We start from the raw sequence: 14,768 nt of genomic DNA, 5'->3' as shown, positions 1-14,768 counted from the left end.
ATTGGCTCCTTTCTTATTCTTCTTTGGCTGGTTTTAAATTATAGTGATCATAAAGTTTTTGCAAACTGCCATTTTGAGACCATTTTTTAATCAAACCATTGATATAAGTGGTTAATTTTGCATTGGCCTTAGTGCTAGCAATACCGTATGACTGTTGATTAAAACCGTCCGATAATATTTTTGTCTCCTGACTTAGGTAGCCAGTAAGGATTGATTTATCTACTGAAAAAGCATCTATACGTTTGGAGTAAAGGGAGATGGCTAGTTCAGGATAAGATCCCAATTGGACAAAGTTAAAAGAGAGATGATTGGCTTTGGCATATTCCTCAATAGCAGCTTTAGTGGTAGAACCTTGAGCAACCCCAATGGTTTGCTTATTAAGGTCTTTAAGACTGGAAATTTTGCCAGACTTATTAACTAAAAAGCCAACTTCATCACGATAATAAGGTTGGGAGAAAGAGTAAGCTGCTTGGCGTTCAGGAGTGATCGTATAAGTAGCAATGATCATGTCCAATTGCCCGTTATCTAAAAGAGCTTCCCTCGTTTGAGCCGTAACAGCTGTAAAAACAGGTTTAACTTTTAGTGACTTAGCGATTTTGCGAGCTAAGTCAACTTCCATACCTTCATATTTTCCGGTTTCAGCACTATAATAACCAAAGTTCGGGACATCTTGTTTAACCCCGATTCTTAATTGTCCGGATTTTTTAATTTTTTGAATAGCTGAGCTTTTAAGCAAAGTTTGATCATCAGCCTCTGTATTAGTAGTGTTTAGAAGATTGAGACTGAAGAGAGCCAGTAGGCTGAATAGAATCCATTTTTTCATCTTATTCATCTGAAATCCTCCTTAAGAACGAACTTTTTTCTTAGCTTGAACTTTTTCACTGGTATGATTAATAATTTTACTTAAGAATTGTTGGGCGCGTGGTTCTTCTGGATGGTCAAAGAAGCCTGCAACATCAGTTGTATCAACCAAAACTTCACCATCTGCCATAAAGATGATGCGGTCAGCAACTTCGCGAGCAAAGCCCATTTCATGGGTAACAACAATCATATTTGTACCATCAGCTGCTAAGTTTTGCATAACTGCTAAAACATCACCTATGGTTTCAGGGTCAAGGGCTGATGTTGGTTCATCGAAGAGAAGTAGTTCTGGATCCATAGCAAGACCCCGAGCAATCGCAATCCGTTGTTTTTGGCCTCCGGATAACATTGATGGGTAGGCATCTTTACGGTCCCACATATTTACAAAGGTTAAATATTTTTCAGCAATGGCCTCGGCTTCTTTTTTTGATTGTCCCAAAACTTTTATCGGCGCCAAAGTTACATTTTCTAACACGGTTTTGTGAGGGTATAAATTAAAATGTTGGAAGACCATACCAACTTCTTTACGAAGGGTGACTAATTCTTTATTGCTACTGTTAACAATCTCATGTCCATTGACCGTAAGACTGCCATCTTCGATTTTTTCTAAGCCATTAATAGTGCGGATTAGAGTGGATTTTCCTGATCCCGAAGGTCCAAGAAGAACAACCACCTGTCCTTTTTCAAAACTTAAATTAATGTTCTTTAAAGCGTGATAGTCTCCATAATACTTGTTAACATTCTTAAATTCAATTAGTGACATAGTATCCTCCTTAAGTAATATGTGTCATAAAATATGACACATAAAGTGTTGCTATATTTTATCATAGGTCCAAATTTATGTCAATATATTCAGAAAATTGAAAGTATTGTTGAAATTTATTGGTAAATAAAGGCTGTCATTGTCTTTTATACTTAAAATTTGGTATAATCATAGGGACATTAATATGAAATGAGAGCTTAAAAGACAGTGCCGTTTGTTTTTTAGGATAATAATCAAAGTTGAAAAAGAGGAGTAATCACATGAAAAAAATTCTTATCGTCGATGATGAAAAGCCGATTTCAGATATTATAAAATTTAATCTTACTAAAGAAGGCTATGACATCATCACTGCCTTTGATGGTCGTGAGGCTGTTGCAGCATTTGAAGATGAAAAACCGGATTTAGTCATCCTGGATTTGATGCTTCCAGAGATGGACGGTTTAGAAGTTGCTAAAGAAATTAGAAAAACAAGCCATATTCCAATCATTATGCTTTCAGCCAAAGATAGTGAATTTGATAAAGTCATTGGTCTTGAGATTGGTGCGGATGACTATGTAACAAAACCATTTTCAAACCGTGAATTACTTGCGCGTGTTAAAGCGCATCTGCGTCGCACAGAAACTATTGAAACAGCGGTGGCTGAAGAAAATGCTTCATCAGGCAATCAAGAATTAACCATTGGTAACTTACAGATCTTGCCAGATGCATTCTTGGCTAAGAAATATGGTAATGAAGTTGAGTTAACCCATCGTGAATTTGAATTATTACACCACTTAGCTAATCACATGGGTCAAGTGATGACGCGTGAACATCTCTTGGAAACTGTTTGGGGTTATGATTACTTTGGTGATGTCAGAACAGTTGACGTAACTGTTCGTCGCTTACGTGAAAAAATAGAAGATACACCAAGTCGTCCCGAGTACATTCTAACTCGTCGTGGCGTTGGTTATTACATGAAACAACATGACTAAAGATATCATTGGAAATTTATCCTTATTTGAACTTGCAATCCTTTTATTACTCATTTTTGTTGCTGTTTACTTTATCTATTTAGCAATTCGCGATTATCGCAATGCTAAAATCATAAAGCAAATGAGTCTCAAAATGCGCGATTTGATTAATGGTCGCTATACAGATGACATTACTGGTAAAGCCGATATTGAATTGATTGAATTGTCCGAGCAACTAAATGACCTTTCTGATGTTTTCCGCCTTACCCACGAAAATTTAGCCCAGGAGAAAAATCGTTTAGCAAGTATCTTGGCTTATATGAGTGATGGGGTTTTGGCAACAGACCGGACTGGTCAGATTTTGATGGTTAATGAGACAGCGCAGAAGCAGTTGAATATTAGCCGTGAAGAGGCCCTTAAGAAAAATATCACAGATTTGCTTGGTAGTGATTCCCCTTATACCTATCGGGAATTGGTTTCCAAAACACCAATTGTTACCATAAACCGTCGCGATGAAACGGGTGAGTTTATTACCCTTCGGCTGCGCTTTGCCTTGAATCGACGTGAAAGTGGCTTCATCTCAGGTTTAGTTGTTGTGTTACATGATACAACGGAACAAGAAAAAGAAGAAAGAGAACGCCGTCTCTTCGTTTCTAACGTAAGTCATGAATTACGGACGCCATTAACATCTGTTAAGTCTTATCTTGAAGCCCTAGATGAAGGTGCCCTTAAAGAAGATATTGCACCAAGTTTCATCAAGGTTTCTTTAGATGAAACCAACCGGATGATGCGAATGATTTCTGACCTCTTAAATCTATCTCGTATCGATAATCAAGTCACTCGACTTGCTGTTGAAATGACCAATTTTACAGCTTTCATGACATCTATATTAAATCGTTTTGATCTGGTCCGTAACCAAAATACAGTTGCGGGAAAGAGTTATGAAATCATCAGGGATTACCCCATTACTTCCGTCTGGTTAGAAATTGATAATGATAAGATGACTCAAGTGATTGAAAATATTTTGAATAATGCCATAAAATATTCACCTGATGGTGGCAAAATCCGGGTTAAAATGAAAACGACTGACAGTCAGTTAATCATTTCCATTTCGGATCAAGGTTTAGGTATTCCCAAAAAGGATTTGCCACTTATTTTTGACCGATTTTACCGGGTCGACAAGGCTAGAAGCAGGGCTCAGGGGGGAACTGGTTTGGGCTTAGCGATTGCCAAAGAAATAATTAAACAACATAATGGCTTTATTTGGGCCAAAAGTGATTACGGTAAGGGCTCGACCTTTACAATTGTTCTGCCATATGAAAAAGATGTTATGTCAGATGATGACGATGAATGGGAGGACGAAATCGACTAATTTATGACACACGAAGGATTTAAATACAGTATTTTGGCTTCAGGTTCTTCGGGGAATAGTTTCTACTTGGAAACGCCTAAGAAAAGAATCCTAGTCGATGCTGGATTAACAGGAAAGAAAATTAGCAGTCTGCTGGCAGAAATTGATCGTAAGCCGGAAGATTTGGATGCTATTTTAATTACACATGAACACTCAGATCATATCAAAGGTGTTGGTGTGCTAGCTCGGAAATACAACTTAGATATTTATGCCAACGAAAAAACTTGGCAGGTTATTGACGAGCGCAATATGATTGGTAAGATTGATGTGGCGCAAAAACATGTTTTTGAACGCGATAAGATGATTACCTTTGGCGACATAGATATTGAAAGCTTCGGTGTCAGTCATGACGCTGCTGATCCTCAATTTTATCGTTTTATGAAAGATAATAAATCTTTTGTTATGCTGACTGATACCGGTTATGTCAGTGACCGCATGTCAGGTATTATTGACAATGCAGATGCTTATTTGATTGAATCTAATCATGATATTGAAATTCTCAGATCGGGTTCTTATCCTTGGAGCCTGAAACAGAGGATTTTATCAGACATGGGCCATTTGTCTAATGAAGATGGTGCTGGAGCGATGATTCGCAGTATGGGAAATAAAACCAAAAAGATTTTCCTTGGTCACTTAAGCAAGGAAAATAACATTAAGGAATTAGCTCATATGACCATGGAAAATCAATTGGCAATGGCGGATTTAGCAGTAGGAAGTGATTTTACCGTTCATGACACTTCACCAGATACAGCTATTCCCTTGTCAGATATTTAAAAAAGCTATAAAATCAAGAAAAAAGCAAGTGGTTCAAGCAGTCACCTGCTTTTTTTGATATAATAGTAGAGTCTGTATGCAGACCAAAGAAAAGGAGTTATTATGAAAAATTTAAAAGCCCAATTAAAAGAGTCTTTTAACATTGTCTTTAATGACAATGATTTACTTGAAACAGCTTTTACTCACACCTCTTATGCTAATGAGCATCGCCTCCTAAACATTTCACATAATGAACGTTTGGAATTTTTAGGAGACGCCGTTCTACAACTCATCATCTCTGAATATCTTTTTAGCAGATATCCCAATAAATCTGAAGGAGATCTTTCCAAATTACGATCAATGATTGTTCGTGAAGAGAGTTTGGCTGGCTTTTCCCGTTTTTGTTCCTTTGACACTTATATCAAATTAGGTAAAGGTGAGGAAAAATCTGGAGGTCGTAACCGTGACACTATCTTAGGAGATCTTTTTGAGGCCTTTTTAGGTGCTCTCCTATTAGATAAGGGGATTGACAGTGTTCGTACTTTTCTCAATCAAGTCATGATTCCACAAGTTGAAAAAGGTAATTTTGAAAAGGTCAAGGATTATAAAACAAGTCTTCAGGAAGTCCTCCAAGCTAAAGGCGATGTCCAAATTGATTATCAGGTTGTCAAAGAAAGTGGTCCAGCTCATGCCAAAGAATTTGAAGTGGCAGTTTTTGTCAACCAGGAATTAGTTAGCCGAGGAGTTGGCAAATCCAAGAAAATTGCTGAGCAAAAAGCAGCCCGAAATGCCTTGAAAGAGTTGAGTGAGGAATAAATGTTTTTAAAGAAAATTGAAATGCAGGGCTTCAAATCATTTGCGGATAAAACCAAGATTGAGTTTGAAAAAGGGGTAACTGCAGTTGTAGGACCAAATGGTTCTGGGAAATCCAATATTACAGAAAGTCTCCGCTGGGCACTGGGTGAATCTAGTGCCAAAAGTCTTCGTGGAGGCAAAATGCCAGATATTATTTTTGCCGGGACAGAGAGCCGAAATGCTTTGAACTTTGCTGAAGTTGCTATCGTTTTGGATAATTCAGATGCTTTTATTAAAGATGCTGGTAAAGAAATACGTGTTGAACGCCATATCTATCGTAATGGTGATAGTGACTATTTGATTGATGGAAAAAAAGTCCGTTTAAGGGACATCCATGATTTATTTATGGATACAGGATTAGGTAGAGACTCATTCTCTATCATTTCTCAGGGCCGTGTTGAAGAAATTTTTAACAGTAAACCAGAGGAAAGACGAACCATTTTTGAAGAAGTGGCGGGTGTCCTCAAGTATAAAACGCGTAAAAAAGAAACCCAAAGCAAATTAACACAAACACAAGATAATTTAGATCGTCTTGATGATATTATCTATGAATTAGAAACTCAAGTGGGACCTTTGGAAAAACAAGCTAAGGTTGCCCGAGAATACAATCGTCTTGAGGGTGAACGGAAAGAACTTCATCTTTCCATTTTAGTTGAAGATGTAATAGCTGATAAAAAAAGACTGGCAGAAACTGAAGAAAGTTTAGCAAAAGTTCTTGAAGACTTGAAAGCTTATCATCAGCATAGAGAAGTCCTTGAAGTTGAAAACCAGAGACTGAAAGCTAAACGCCAAGAATTAATTCGTGAAAGTGACAGTAAGCAAAGCGAACTTCTTGAGCTAACCAAAGCTGAGGCTGAACTCAAAAGTCAAATTGATTTAATCAAACTAGAGACTAGTCAAAAGAATGAGAAAAAAGCAGAAGCAAGTACTCAAATTGCCAACTTGCAAGCAGAACTTGAAACTCTCATTCATTCTATTGATGAAAAAAAATCAGCCTTAAACACCATTGAAAGTAGAAAGCAAGAGAATGCTCAAGCACTGCAAGAGATTCAAGATGATTTGCAACGTTTCTCAGGTGATCCTGATCAGCTTTTAGAAAAACTCAGAACCGATTATCTTGCTTTAATGCAAGATGAAGCCCGTGTCAGTAATCAATTAACTTTATTAAAATCAGAATTGGCAAAGGAAGATCTTGATAAAGAAAAACAAGCACAGACCTTAATCCAGCAAGTTAATCAAGTTAAGGACTTTAAGCAAAACTATGAGGAACTTTCAAATAGCTATCAAGAGACAAGTAGCCATTTGCAAGAACTCTTACAAAACTATCAAGCAAAAGCCAAATCTATTCAAGGTCTAAAAGAAGCTTATCAAATGGCACAAACTAAGCTTTTTGATTATTTGGATCAGAAGAAAGCGAAAGAAGCAAGACTTAATAGCTTAGAAGCCATTCAAAAAAGTCATAGTCAGTATTATGCCGGTGTCCGTGCCGTTCTGCAAGCTTCAAACCAATTACAAGGAATCCTAGGTGCGGTAAGTGAACACCTTAGCTTTGATACACAGTACCAAACAGCTCTTGAAATTGCTTTAGGAGCAAGCAGCCAAAATATTATTGTTAAGGATGAGGCAGCAGCCAAGGCAGCCATTGCCTACCTTAAGAAAAACCGTCAAGGTCGTGCTACCTTCTTACCGTTAACAACAATTAAAGCCCGTTATATTGCTGATACACAATTAGCCCAATTGCAAAAATCTGAAGGATTTCTTGGAACGGCAGAATCCCTAGTTACTTATAATGAAGAATTAGCACATATATTCAAAAATCTCTTAAATATGACAGTTATTTTTGATACTATTGATAATGCCAATAAAGCAGCTAAAGTACTTCACTATAAGGTTCGTATTGTCACCTTGGATGGTACGGAATTGCGACCAGGTGGTTCTTTTGCCGGAGGTGCCAATCGTCAAAATAATACCACCTTCATTAAGCCAGAAATGGATAATCTCCAAGCTAGTTTAGAAGAGCTACAACAAGAAATCCGTAATCAGGAAAAAGAAGTGGCTTCTCAAAAAAATGCCGTCGAAAGTGCTGAAGAGGATTTAGCTCAACTTAAGGCAGAAGGTGAAGCTTGTCGCTTTCAAGAGCAAGAATTATCTTTCAAAGTGACTCAATTGCAAGAAAAGCTAGAGGATGCCCAAGCTATTCTAGATAACTTGCAAAACTTGCAAAAACAAGATGGTCATCGGAATTTCACGGAAGAAATAGCTGAATTAGAGGCAAAACTACAAATATTAGATGATCGAAAAACTGACCTTAATCAGGAAATGGAAGCGATCAAAACAGACAAAGATAGTATCAATCGTAAAAAAGCCAGCTTAACAGAAGCTCTGGCCCAAGCTCGCTTAACTGAACGAGATATCGCTAATGAAAAACGCTTTGAAGAAAGTCATTTGCACCGTCTACAGACAGATAAAGAGCAAAAAGAAGAAAACTTAAACCAATTACAAACGCTACTTAACAGCCATATTTCAGAAGAAGATATCACCCGTTTACCAGCTTTAGAGACTCATCTCGACGAAATTGCAGATCGTAAAAGTTCAGTTGAACAGCACTTGGTACGCCTCCGCTTTGAAAGCGATGATTATCAGGCGCAGCTGGAAGAATTAGAAGAAAAGCTGCTTCATGAACACAGCAAAAATGAAGATTTTATCCGTAAACAGACCAAGGCAGAAGCAGACTTGGAACAGGTAACAGGACGTTTACGCAATCATGCTAAGACCTTAACGGAAGAATTCCAAATGAGCTTTGAAGAAGCTGAAACGAAAGCTCAAGTCATTGAAGACATTACTTTGTCTAAGCAAGAGCTCCAAAAACTTCAACGGCAAATCCGTGCTTTAGGTCCAATTAACAGTGATGCCATTGCTCAATTTGAGGAAGTTTCGGAAAGATTACAATTCTTAAATGGACAAAAAGCTGACCTAAATAAGGCTAAGAATATGCTTCTTGAAACTATTGCTCAAATGGATTCTGAAGTTAAGGCTCGCTTTAAAGTCACTTTTGAAGCTATTCGGACAAGTTTCCAAGAAACCTTTAAACAAATGTTTGGTGGCGGTTCTGCCGATTTGATTCTTACTGATGGAGACTTGTTGACTTCGGGAATTGAGATTTCCGTACAACCTCCTGGGAAGAAAATTCAGTCCCTCAATCTCATGTCTGGTGGTGAAAAGGCACTTTCTGCTTTAGCTCTGCTATTTGCCATCATCCGCGTTAAGACCATTCCATTTGTTATCCTTGACGAGGTTGAGGCCGCTTTGGATGAAGCCAATGTTAAACGTTTTGGTGACTATTTGAACCGTTTTGATAAGGATAGTCAGTTCATTGTTGTTACCCACCGTAAGGGAACAATGGCTGCTGCCGACAGCATTTATGGGATTACCATGCAGGAATCAGGTATTTCGAAGGTAGTCTCTGTAAAACTTAAAGATTCAGAAAATCTCAGCTTTTTGAATTAGGAGCTGAAAGGGAGATAGATGATAAATGATTAAATTATTAGCCAGTGATATGGATGGAACTTTTTTAGATAATCAGCGCAGTTATGATAAAGAGCGATTAGCTGCACTCTTACCCAAATTAAAAGAAAAGGGAATGGTTTTTGCTGTTTCTAGTGGTCGTTCTTTATTAGCTATAGATCATTTATTTGAAGAATTCTTAGATGATATTGCTGTTATTGCTGAAAATGGCTCAATCGTTCAGTACCAAAATCGTGTAATTTTTGCTGATTTTATGACCAAGGAACAGTATATTGAAATTGCCCAAACTATCTTGAAGAATCCTTTCTATGTTGAAACAGGAATGCTTTTTTCCGGTCAGAAAGGTGCCTACATTTTAGAAGGCGCTAGCCAAGATTACATAGACCGTATGCACCTTTACTATGAAAATATTTCAGTCATTAGTGATTTTGATCAGATGGATCATGATTCAATCTTTAAAATTACGACCACATTTACTGGTGATACCGTGCTTGAGGGAAGTGACTGGTTAGATCAGCAAATCCCTTATGTTTCAGCTGTCACAACAGGTTTTGAGTCAATTGATATTATTTTATCAGAGGTCAATAAAGGATTTGGTATTGAGCACCTTTGTCAGGCACTTGATATCAGTCCTGACCAGGTCATTGCTTTTGGTGATAATTTGAATGATTATCAAATGTTGGAATACGTTGGACATGCAGTAGCAACTGCTAATGCTCGTCCTGAGATTAAAGCCATTGCTGATGAAGTGATCGGCGACTGTAATGAGCAATCAGTCATGACCTATATGGAAGGGTTGGTTTAGTAATGACATATAAAATTTTAGCTTTGGATTTGGATGGGACACTCTTTAACACAGAAAAAATTGTCAGTGATGCCAATAAAGCTGCCCTCCAAGCTGCAAGAGAAAAAGGGGTTAAAGTCGTCATTACAACTGGCCGTCCCTTAGCAGCAATTGGTAACTTACTAGAAGAATTAGACTTAATTCATGAAGATGACTATAGCATTACTTTCAATGGCGGTTTAGTTCAAAAAAATACAGGACAAGTTCTTGATAAAAGTTCTTTAACTTTTGAAGAAGTTTCCTATGTCCATGAAAAACTTAAAAGTATTGGTTTGCCAACAGATATTTTATCTGAAGGTACTGTCTTTAGCATTCCCAGTCCAGATGGCCGCAAGAGTCAGTATCGACAAGCAAATCCCCTTTTGAATTTTGTTGAATTAGGCTCATTAGAAGACTTATCAAAAGATATTATTTATAATAAAATTGTAACTGTCACAGATGCTGACTTCATTGATCAGCAATTGGCTAAATTACCAGAAAATACTTTTGAAGCTTTTGAATATTTCAAATCACGAGATATCATCTTTGAAGTGATGCCTAAAGGCGTTCATAAAGCATTTGGTTTACAGTTGTTGGGTAAACATCTCGGTTTTGAAGCTAAAGATGTGATGGCTATGGGTGATGAAGCAAACGATTTTACTATGTTGGCTTGGGCTGGCTTAGGGGTAGCAATGGCTAACGCAGTCGATGAAGCGAAACAAATCGCAGATGTTGTCACCAGTCTAAGTAATGATCAATCCGGAGTGGCAGAAGCCGTTCAAAAATACATTTTAGGTGAGGAAAACTAATGGGATTATTTGATAAATTATTTGGTTCCAAAAAAGAAGATAAAAAAGAGGAACTCGATTTACCAGAATTGACTGAGATTGAAGAAGATTCTCCGCAAGACCTTGAAAGTCTTGAAAATAACGAAGATACTCAAGTGACAGAAGACGACTTGTTCAGTTCTGATATCGAGCAAACTGAAAGTGAAAGTCTCTCCGACTTGGATCAAAAAGGATTAACAGAGTCTCAAGAACATAATTCTCTAGAAGACCTTGAAAGGTCGCAATTGACTCCTCTTGAAGAAGTTAGTCTAGATGAAAATAAACTCAATTCTGAATCAGAAGAAGCAGTTCTAGAACAAAACGATTCACAACAAGTTGATTCTGAAGAATCAGGTCACTTTGAATCTGTAAAAGATAATTCAGACCAAGAAATTTCAGAAGGATCAGGTGTCCTATCATCAGTAGAAGATGAGACAGAAGAATTAGGTAACCTTGAATCAGTAAATGACGTTTCAGAACAATTAGACAATGAGCAAGAAGGCTCTGACCTTGTTATATCAGAACCCATGCAATTTGAACCAATCGATACCGACAATGAAGAAACTGGATTAGCTGAAACAAATCAGGATGAATCTGATAAGGTTGAATCCAGCTCATATTCCGTTATGGAAGAATATTATTTAAGAAAGGCTGCTTTTGAAGAACAATTACGGCAAGGTACTTTTTCGAATCAAGAAACTTCAAATTCAGATACTGAAAATGAAGTTAAGCAAGAGACGGATGCCTTGGCTAGCCAAGTTGGAGAGTCAGAAAGTGATCAAGAGAAATATAATCGTTCTTTGAAGAAAACCAGATCAGGTTTTGCTAGTCGTTTAAATGCCTTTTTTGCCAACTTCCGTAGTGTTGATGAAGAATTTTTTGAAGAATTAGAAGAGATGCTGATTCTGTCAGATGTTGGTGTGACTGTTGCTACAAGGCTAACTGATGAGCTCCGCCAAGAAGCTAAATTAGAGAATGCTAAAAAGCCAGAAGCCTTGAGAAGGGTTATTATTGAAAAGCTAGTCGACATTTATGAAAAAGATGGCGTCTATAATGAAAAAATTAATTACCAAAACGATTTAACTGTTATGCTTTTTGTTGGTGTTAACGGGGTCGGAAAGACAACTTCTATTGGGAAATTAGCTTATCGCTATAAAGCTGAAGGTAAGAAGGTCATGTTGGTTGCGGCGGATACTTTCCGGGCAGGAGCTGTGGCTCAGTTGGCTGAATGGGGGCGTCGCGTCGATGTTCCTGTCGTTACCGGACCTGAAAAAGCAGATCCAGCTTCAGTTGTTTTTGATGGAGTAGAAAGAGCAGTAGCTGAAGGAATTGATATCTTATTGATTGATACAGCTGGTCGCTTGCAAAACAAGGAAAACCTAATGGCCGAGTTGGAAAAAATGGGTCGTATTATTAAAAGGGTTATTCCTGATGCACCGCATGAAACTCTTTTGGCCTTAGATGCTTCAACAGGACAAAATGCTTTGAGCCAAGCTAAGGAATTTTCAAAAATTATGCCACTTACAGGTCTGATTTTAACGAAAATCGATGGCAGTGCTAAAGGTGGTGTTGTTTTAGCAATTCGTCAAGAGCTAGATATCCCTGTTAAGTTCATTGGATTTGGTGAAAAAATTGATGATATTGGTGAATTTGATTCAGAAGACTTTATGAAGAGTCTCCTTGGTGATTTAATTTAACCTATTTAGAAAGAAAATCATGGCAAAAACTGTAAGTCTTGATATTGAGCATTACAAGGATTTAGCGCAGCAAAAACAAGCTGAACACCGAAAATTTTTAGCTCAATTAAAAAAGAAACCACCCAAAAATTTAGACAAACTTGTTCAAGAAGTCCACACTGAAGTCTTTCAAGAAATTGATTGTACGGCTTGTGCTAATTGTTGTAAGACCTTGGGACCACTTTTTACGGAAGTTGATATTGAACGGATTTCTAAACATTTTCGAATGAAGTTAGCAGCATTCGAAGATCTCTATTTACAAGTGGATGAAGACAATGATAAGGTTTTTAAGAGCATGCCCTGTCCCTTCTTAGGAGATGACAATCTTTGTAGTATTTATGATGTACGGCCTAAAGCATGTCGAGAATTTCCGCATACGGACCGGAAGAAAATCTACCAAATTAATCATTTGACCATTAAAAATACCTTGACCTGTCCGGCAGCCTATCTCTTTGTTGAAAAATTAAAAACGCGTCTCTAAAAAAGAAAGTTTTCTTCTCTGACCACTCTTAGTAACTGCTAAGTTTGGCTTTTGAGAAGAAAACTTTCTTTTTTGATGTCTTATTAATCTAATTGATTGTAATAGGCTTGGACCAATTGTAGAAAATCGGTCATGGTATAGCTGGTATTGAAATAGGAATAAGCCGATCGGTTCCAATAATCACTTGGATCGACATGGTCGGTTCCTCCAAGATAGAGGGATACCATTTCATGACTCCATAAGGAGCCTTGGCCATTTTCTTGTCCTAATTCTAGGGGTAATTGGTATTTTTTTAACATTTGAGCACTGTAATAGGCAGCGTTAGCTAATTGCAAGGCAAAGCTATCAGGACTATACTCGTGTGGCATTTCAAATTGGATGTAATGGGGATTGGCCTTTGGCCCAGCACCTTGAGCCATGTAGTTATCCTTGGCTATTTTTCGGATTTCCTGGCTATCAATAAAGGCATGAACAAAGACACCATCTTTGGGATAATTTTTGGTCATATATGTGACTTCATCATCGATAGTAGTGCTTTCAGTCCCGGTATCATGGATGATAATCCCTTTAGGTTTAGAAGGAAAATCGAGGTAGGGAATCTGATTAAAGGTTTTTACATAAGCAGTCTCAATTTTCCCTTTGGGGTAGCCTAAAGATTGGATATATGCATTGATTGGGTTGCTCTGATTGATACTCAGTGAAGAACTATCAATAAGGTAACTATGATTTTGGTCCTTAATTTTGGCAAAGAGAACTTTTTGTCCCCGATACCAGCTCAAGTGATAGCTAGTCACTATGACCTCTTTATTTTTAGTTAGGACTTTTGGGAAGAGGAGGAGGTTGGAAGAATAGGCTTTGCTGTTTTCTGATTTGATTAGGGCTGTTTCTGGGTTATCATAGGATTTAATACTGATAAGCATAGATGAAAAGATAAAAACTAGCAGTACCGCAATAAGGAAGAGGGTCCACTTTAGTCTTGTCTTGTGTTTATGACTTAAATTTTTAGGAAATGTTATTTTTTTAGGAATCATATTTTATATTGTAACAAAAAAGAAGATGCTTAGGCATTTTAATGGATTGATTAGTCTTTTTTGACAGACAAATCAATTCTCTATATACTGAGAGAAAAAAGAAGGTGGACTGAAATGAAACTTTTGATTGCTGGTGGAACAGGCTTTTTAGGGCGTCAGCTAATTGCGACAGCTCTGGAAAAGGGGCATCAAGTGACCTATCTGGGTAGGCATCAGGCAAAAGGTTCTGTATTTGCTCGTCAACAGGTCACCTTTCTTGAAGCTGATTTATTAAAAGATAATCACTTAGATTTATCATCTTATGGATTTGATTTAATGATTGATTGTGTGGGTGCCATTAAGCCAAGTCAATTAGATAAGCTAAATGTCCAAGCAACCAAGTCAGCCATTAAAATCTGTCAAGAGAGTCATGTTAAACATTTTGTCTATATTTCTGCCAGTGGCGGTTACCCAGCCTATGTTAGAAGTAAAAGGCGAGCCGAGGAGCTTGTAAAATCGAGTGGAATAAATTATCTGATTGTCAGGCCAGGACTCCTTTTTGGAGCAGATCGGCCAAAAACGATTTTCCAAGCTTGGGTTTTAAGATTCTTACTCGGGCTACCATTTATTGGACCTAAACTAAAGCACTTAGCACCAGTCAGCACAATAGAACTGGCTAATAAGATTTTTGCAGCACTAGAAAATGAAATTCCAAATACTCTACTAACTTATGAACCTCAAAAAAATCCTTAAGTCATCTTAAGGATTTTTAG

Annotated in this window: 13 protein-coding genes; 10 read left to right on the top strand and 3 right to left on the bottom strand. The window is 37.5% G+C overall.

Annotated elements, in window-relative coordinates:
* Window positions 1-13: 13 nt before the first annotated feature.
* Both A9Q68_RS04410 and A9Q68_RS04405 read right to left on the bottom strand, forming a co-directional pair.
* Window positions 14-832: a transporter substrate-binding domain-containing protein gene (locus A9Q68_RS04410; protein ID WP_071793485.1), complete on the bottom strand. Its 819-nt coding sequence runs from the start codon at window positions 830-832 to the stop codon at window positions 14-16.
* A gap of 12 nt (window positions 833-844) precedes the next feature.
* Entirely contained in the window at window positions 845-1,624 is a 780-nt protein-coding gene (locus tag A9Q68_RS04405) for an amino acid ABC transporter ATP-binding protein (RefSeq protein ID WP_071793484.1), read from the bottom strand.
* 260 nt (window positions 1,625-1,884) lie between these two features.
* Between A9Q68_RS04405 and yycF the strand changes: the two genes are divergently transcribed.
* From yycF to A9Q68_RS04360, 9 genes are all read left to right on the top strand, one after another.
* On the top strand, window positions 1,885-2,595 hold the full coding sequence (gene yycF, locus A9Q68_RS04400) for a response regulator YycF (RefSeq protein ID WP_071793483.1): 711 nt from the start codon (window positions 1,885-1,887) through the stop codon (window positions 2,593-2,595).
* Window positions 2,588-3,946, top strand: a complete 1,359-nt coding sequence (vicK, locus tag A9Q68_RS04395; protein WP_071793482.1) for a cell wall metabolism sensor histidine kinase VicK — start codon at window positions 2,588-2,590, stop codon at window positions 3,944-3,946. Before yycF ends, vicK begins: the two co-directional genes overlap by 8 nt.
* A 3-nt stretch (window positions 3,947-3,949) precedes the next feature.
* Complete coding sequence (locus tag A9Q68_RS04390; RefSeq protein WP_071793480.1) at window positions 3,950-4,759, top strand: MBL fold metallo-hydrolase; 810 nt, start codon at window positions 3,950-3,952, stop codon at window positions 4,757-4,759.
* 102 nt (window positions 4,760-4,861) lie between these two features.
* Window positions 4,862-5,554, top strand: coding sequence for a ribonuclease III (rnc, locus tag A9Q68_RS04385; RefSeq protein ID WP_071793479.1), 693 nt, complete (start codon window positions 4,862-4,864; stop codon window positions 5,552-5,554).
* Window positions 5,555-9,100: a chromosome segregation protein SMC gene (gene smc / locus A9Q68_RS04380; RefSeq protein ID WP_071793477.1), complete on the top strand. Its 3,546-nt coding sequence runs from the start codon at window positions 5,555-5,557 to the stop codon at window positions 9,098-9,100.
* A gap of 25 nt (window positions 9,101-9,125) precedes the next feature.
* Window positions 9,126-9,923: a Cof-type HAD-IIB family hydrolase gene (locus A9Q68_RS04375; protein WP_071793475.1), complete on the top strand. Its 798-nt coding sequence runs from the start codon at window positions 9,126-9,128 to the stop codon at window positions 9,921-9,923.
* Window positions 9,924-9,925: 2 nt separating this feature from the next.
* A complete protein-coding gene (locus A9Q68_RS04370; protein WP_071793473.1) occupies window positions 9,926-10,750 on the top strand; it encodes a Cof-type HAD-IIB family hydrolase in 825 nt (274 codons plus the stop codon).
* 263 nt (window positions 10,751-11,013) lie between these two features.
* On the top strand, window positions 11,014-12,465 hold the full coding sequence (gene ftsY / locus A9Q68_RS04365; protein WP_083426033.1) for a signal recognition particle-docking protein FtsY: 1,452 nt from the start codon (window positions 11,014-11,016) through the stop codon (window positions 12,463-12,465).
* Between the two features lie 19 nt (window positions 12,466-12,484).
* Window positions 12,485-12,985: a YkgJ family cysteine cluster protein gene (locus A9Q68_RS04360; protein ID WP_071793469.1), complete on the top strand. Its 501-nt coding sequence runs from the start codon at window positions 12,485-12,487 to the stop codon at window positions 12,983-12,985.
* Window positions 12,986-13,068: 83 nt separating this feature from the next.
* Here the strand turns inward: A9Q68_RS04360 and A9Q68_RS04355 are convergent, their stop codons facing one another.
* Window positions 13,069-13,779 (bottom strand): peptidoglycan recognition protein family protein, encoded by a 711-nt coding sequence (locus A9Q68_RS04355; RefSeq protein ID WP_165605222.1) that lies wholly within the window; start codon window positions 13,777-13,779, stop codon window positions 13,069-13,071.
* A gap of 351 nt (window positions 13,780-14,130) precedes the next feature.
* Here A9Q68_RS04355 and A9Q68_RS04350 point away from each other — a divergent pair, with 351 nt between their 5' ends.
* Window positions 14,131-14,748, top strand: coding sequence for an SDR family oxidoreductase (locus tag A9Q68_RS04350; protein WP_071793465.1), 618 nt, complete (start codon window positions 14,131-14,133; stop codon window positions 14,746-14,748).
* Window positions 14,749-14,768: the final 20 nt, after the last annotated feature.

This window comes from Streptococcus bovimastitidis (assembly GCF_001885095.1).
Taxonomy (GTDB): Bacteria; Bacillota; Bacilli; order Lactobacillales; family Streptococcaceae; genus Streptococcus; species Streptococcus bovimastitidis.
This window is presented reverse-complemented; position numbering and strand designations above follow the sequence as displayed.

Bases quoted from the DNA above. Each gene is read 5' to 3' on its own strand.
- A9Q68_RS04410 (WP_071793485.1), bottom strand. From the start codon at position 832: ATGAATAAGATGAAAAAATGGATTCTATTCAGCCTACTGGCTCTCTTC.
- A9Q68_RS04405 (WP_071793484.1), bottom strand. From the start codon at position 1,624: ATGTCACTAATTGAATTTAAGAATGTTAACAAGTATTATGGAGACTAT.
- yycF (WP_071793483.1), top strand. From the start codon at position 1,885: ATGAAAAAAATTCTTATCGTCGATGATGAAAAGCCGATTTCAGATATT.
- vicK (WP_071793482.1), top strand. From the start codon at position 2,588: ATGACTAAAGATATCATTGGAAATTTATCCTTATTTGAACTTGCAATC.
- A9Q68_RS04390 (WP_071793480.1), top strand. From the start codon at position 3,950: ATGACACACGAAGGATTTAAATACAGTATTTTGGCTTCAGGTTCTTCG.
- rnc (WP_071793479.1), top strand. From the start codon at position 4,862: ATGAAAAATTTAAAAGCCCAATTAAAAGAGTCTTTTAACATTGTCTTT.
- smc (WP_071793477.1), top strand. From the start codon at position 5,555: ATGTTTTTAAAGAAAATTGAAATGCAGGGCTTCAAATCATTTGCGGAT.
- A9Q68_RS04375 (WP_071793475.1), top strand. From the start codon at position 9,126: ATGATTAAATTATTAGCCAGTGATATGGATGGAACTTTTTTAGATAAT.
- A9Q68_RS04370 (WP_071793473.1), top strand. From the start codon at position 9,926: ATGACATATAAAATTTTAGCTTTGGATTTGGATGGGACACTCTTTAAC.
- A9Q68_RS04360 (WP_071793469.1), top strand. From the start codon at position 12,485: ATGGCAAAAACTGTAAGTCTTGATATTGAGCATTACAAGGATTTAGCG.
- A9Q68_RS04350 (WP_071793465.1), top strand. From the start codon at position 14,131: ATGAAACTTTTGATTGCTGGTGGAACAGGCTTTTTAGGGCGTCAGCTA.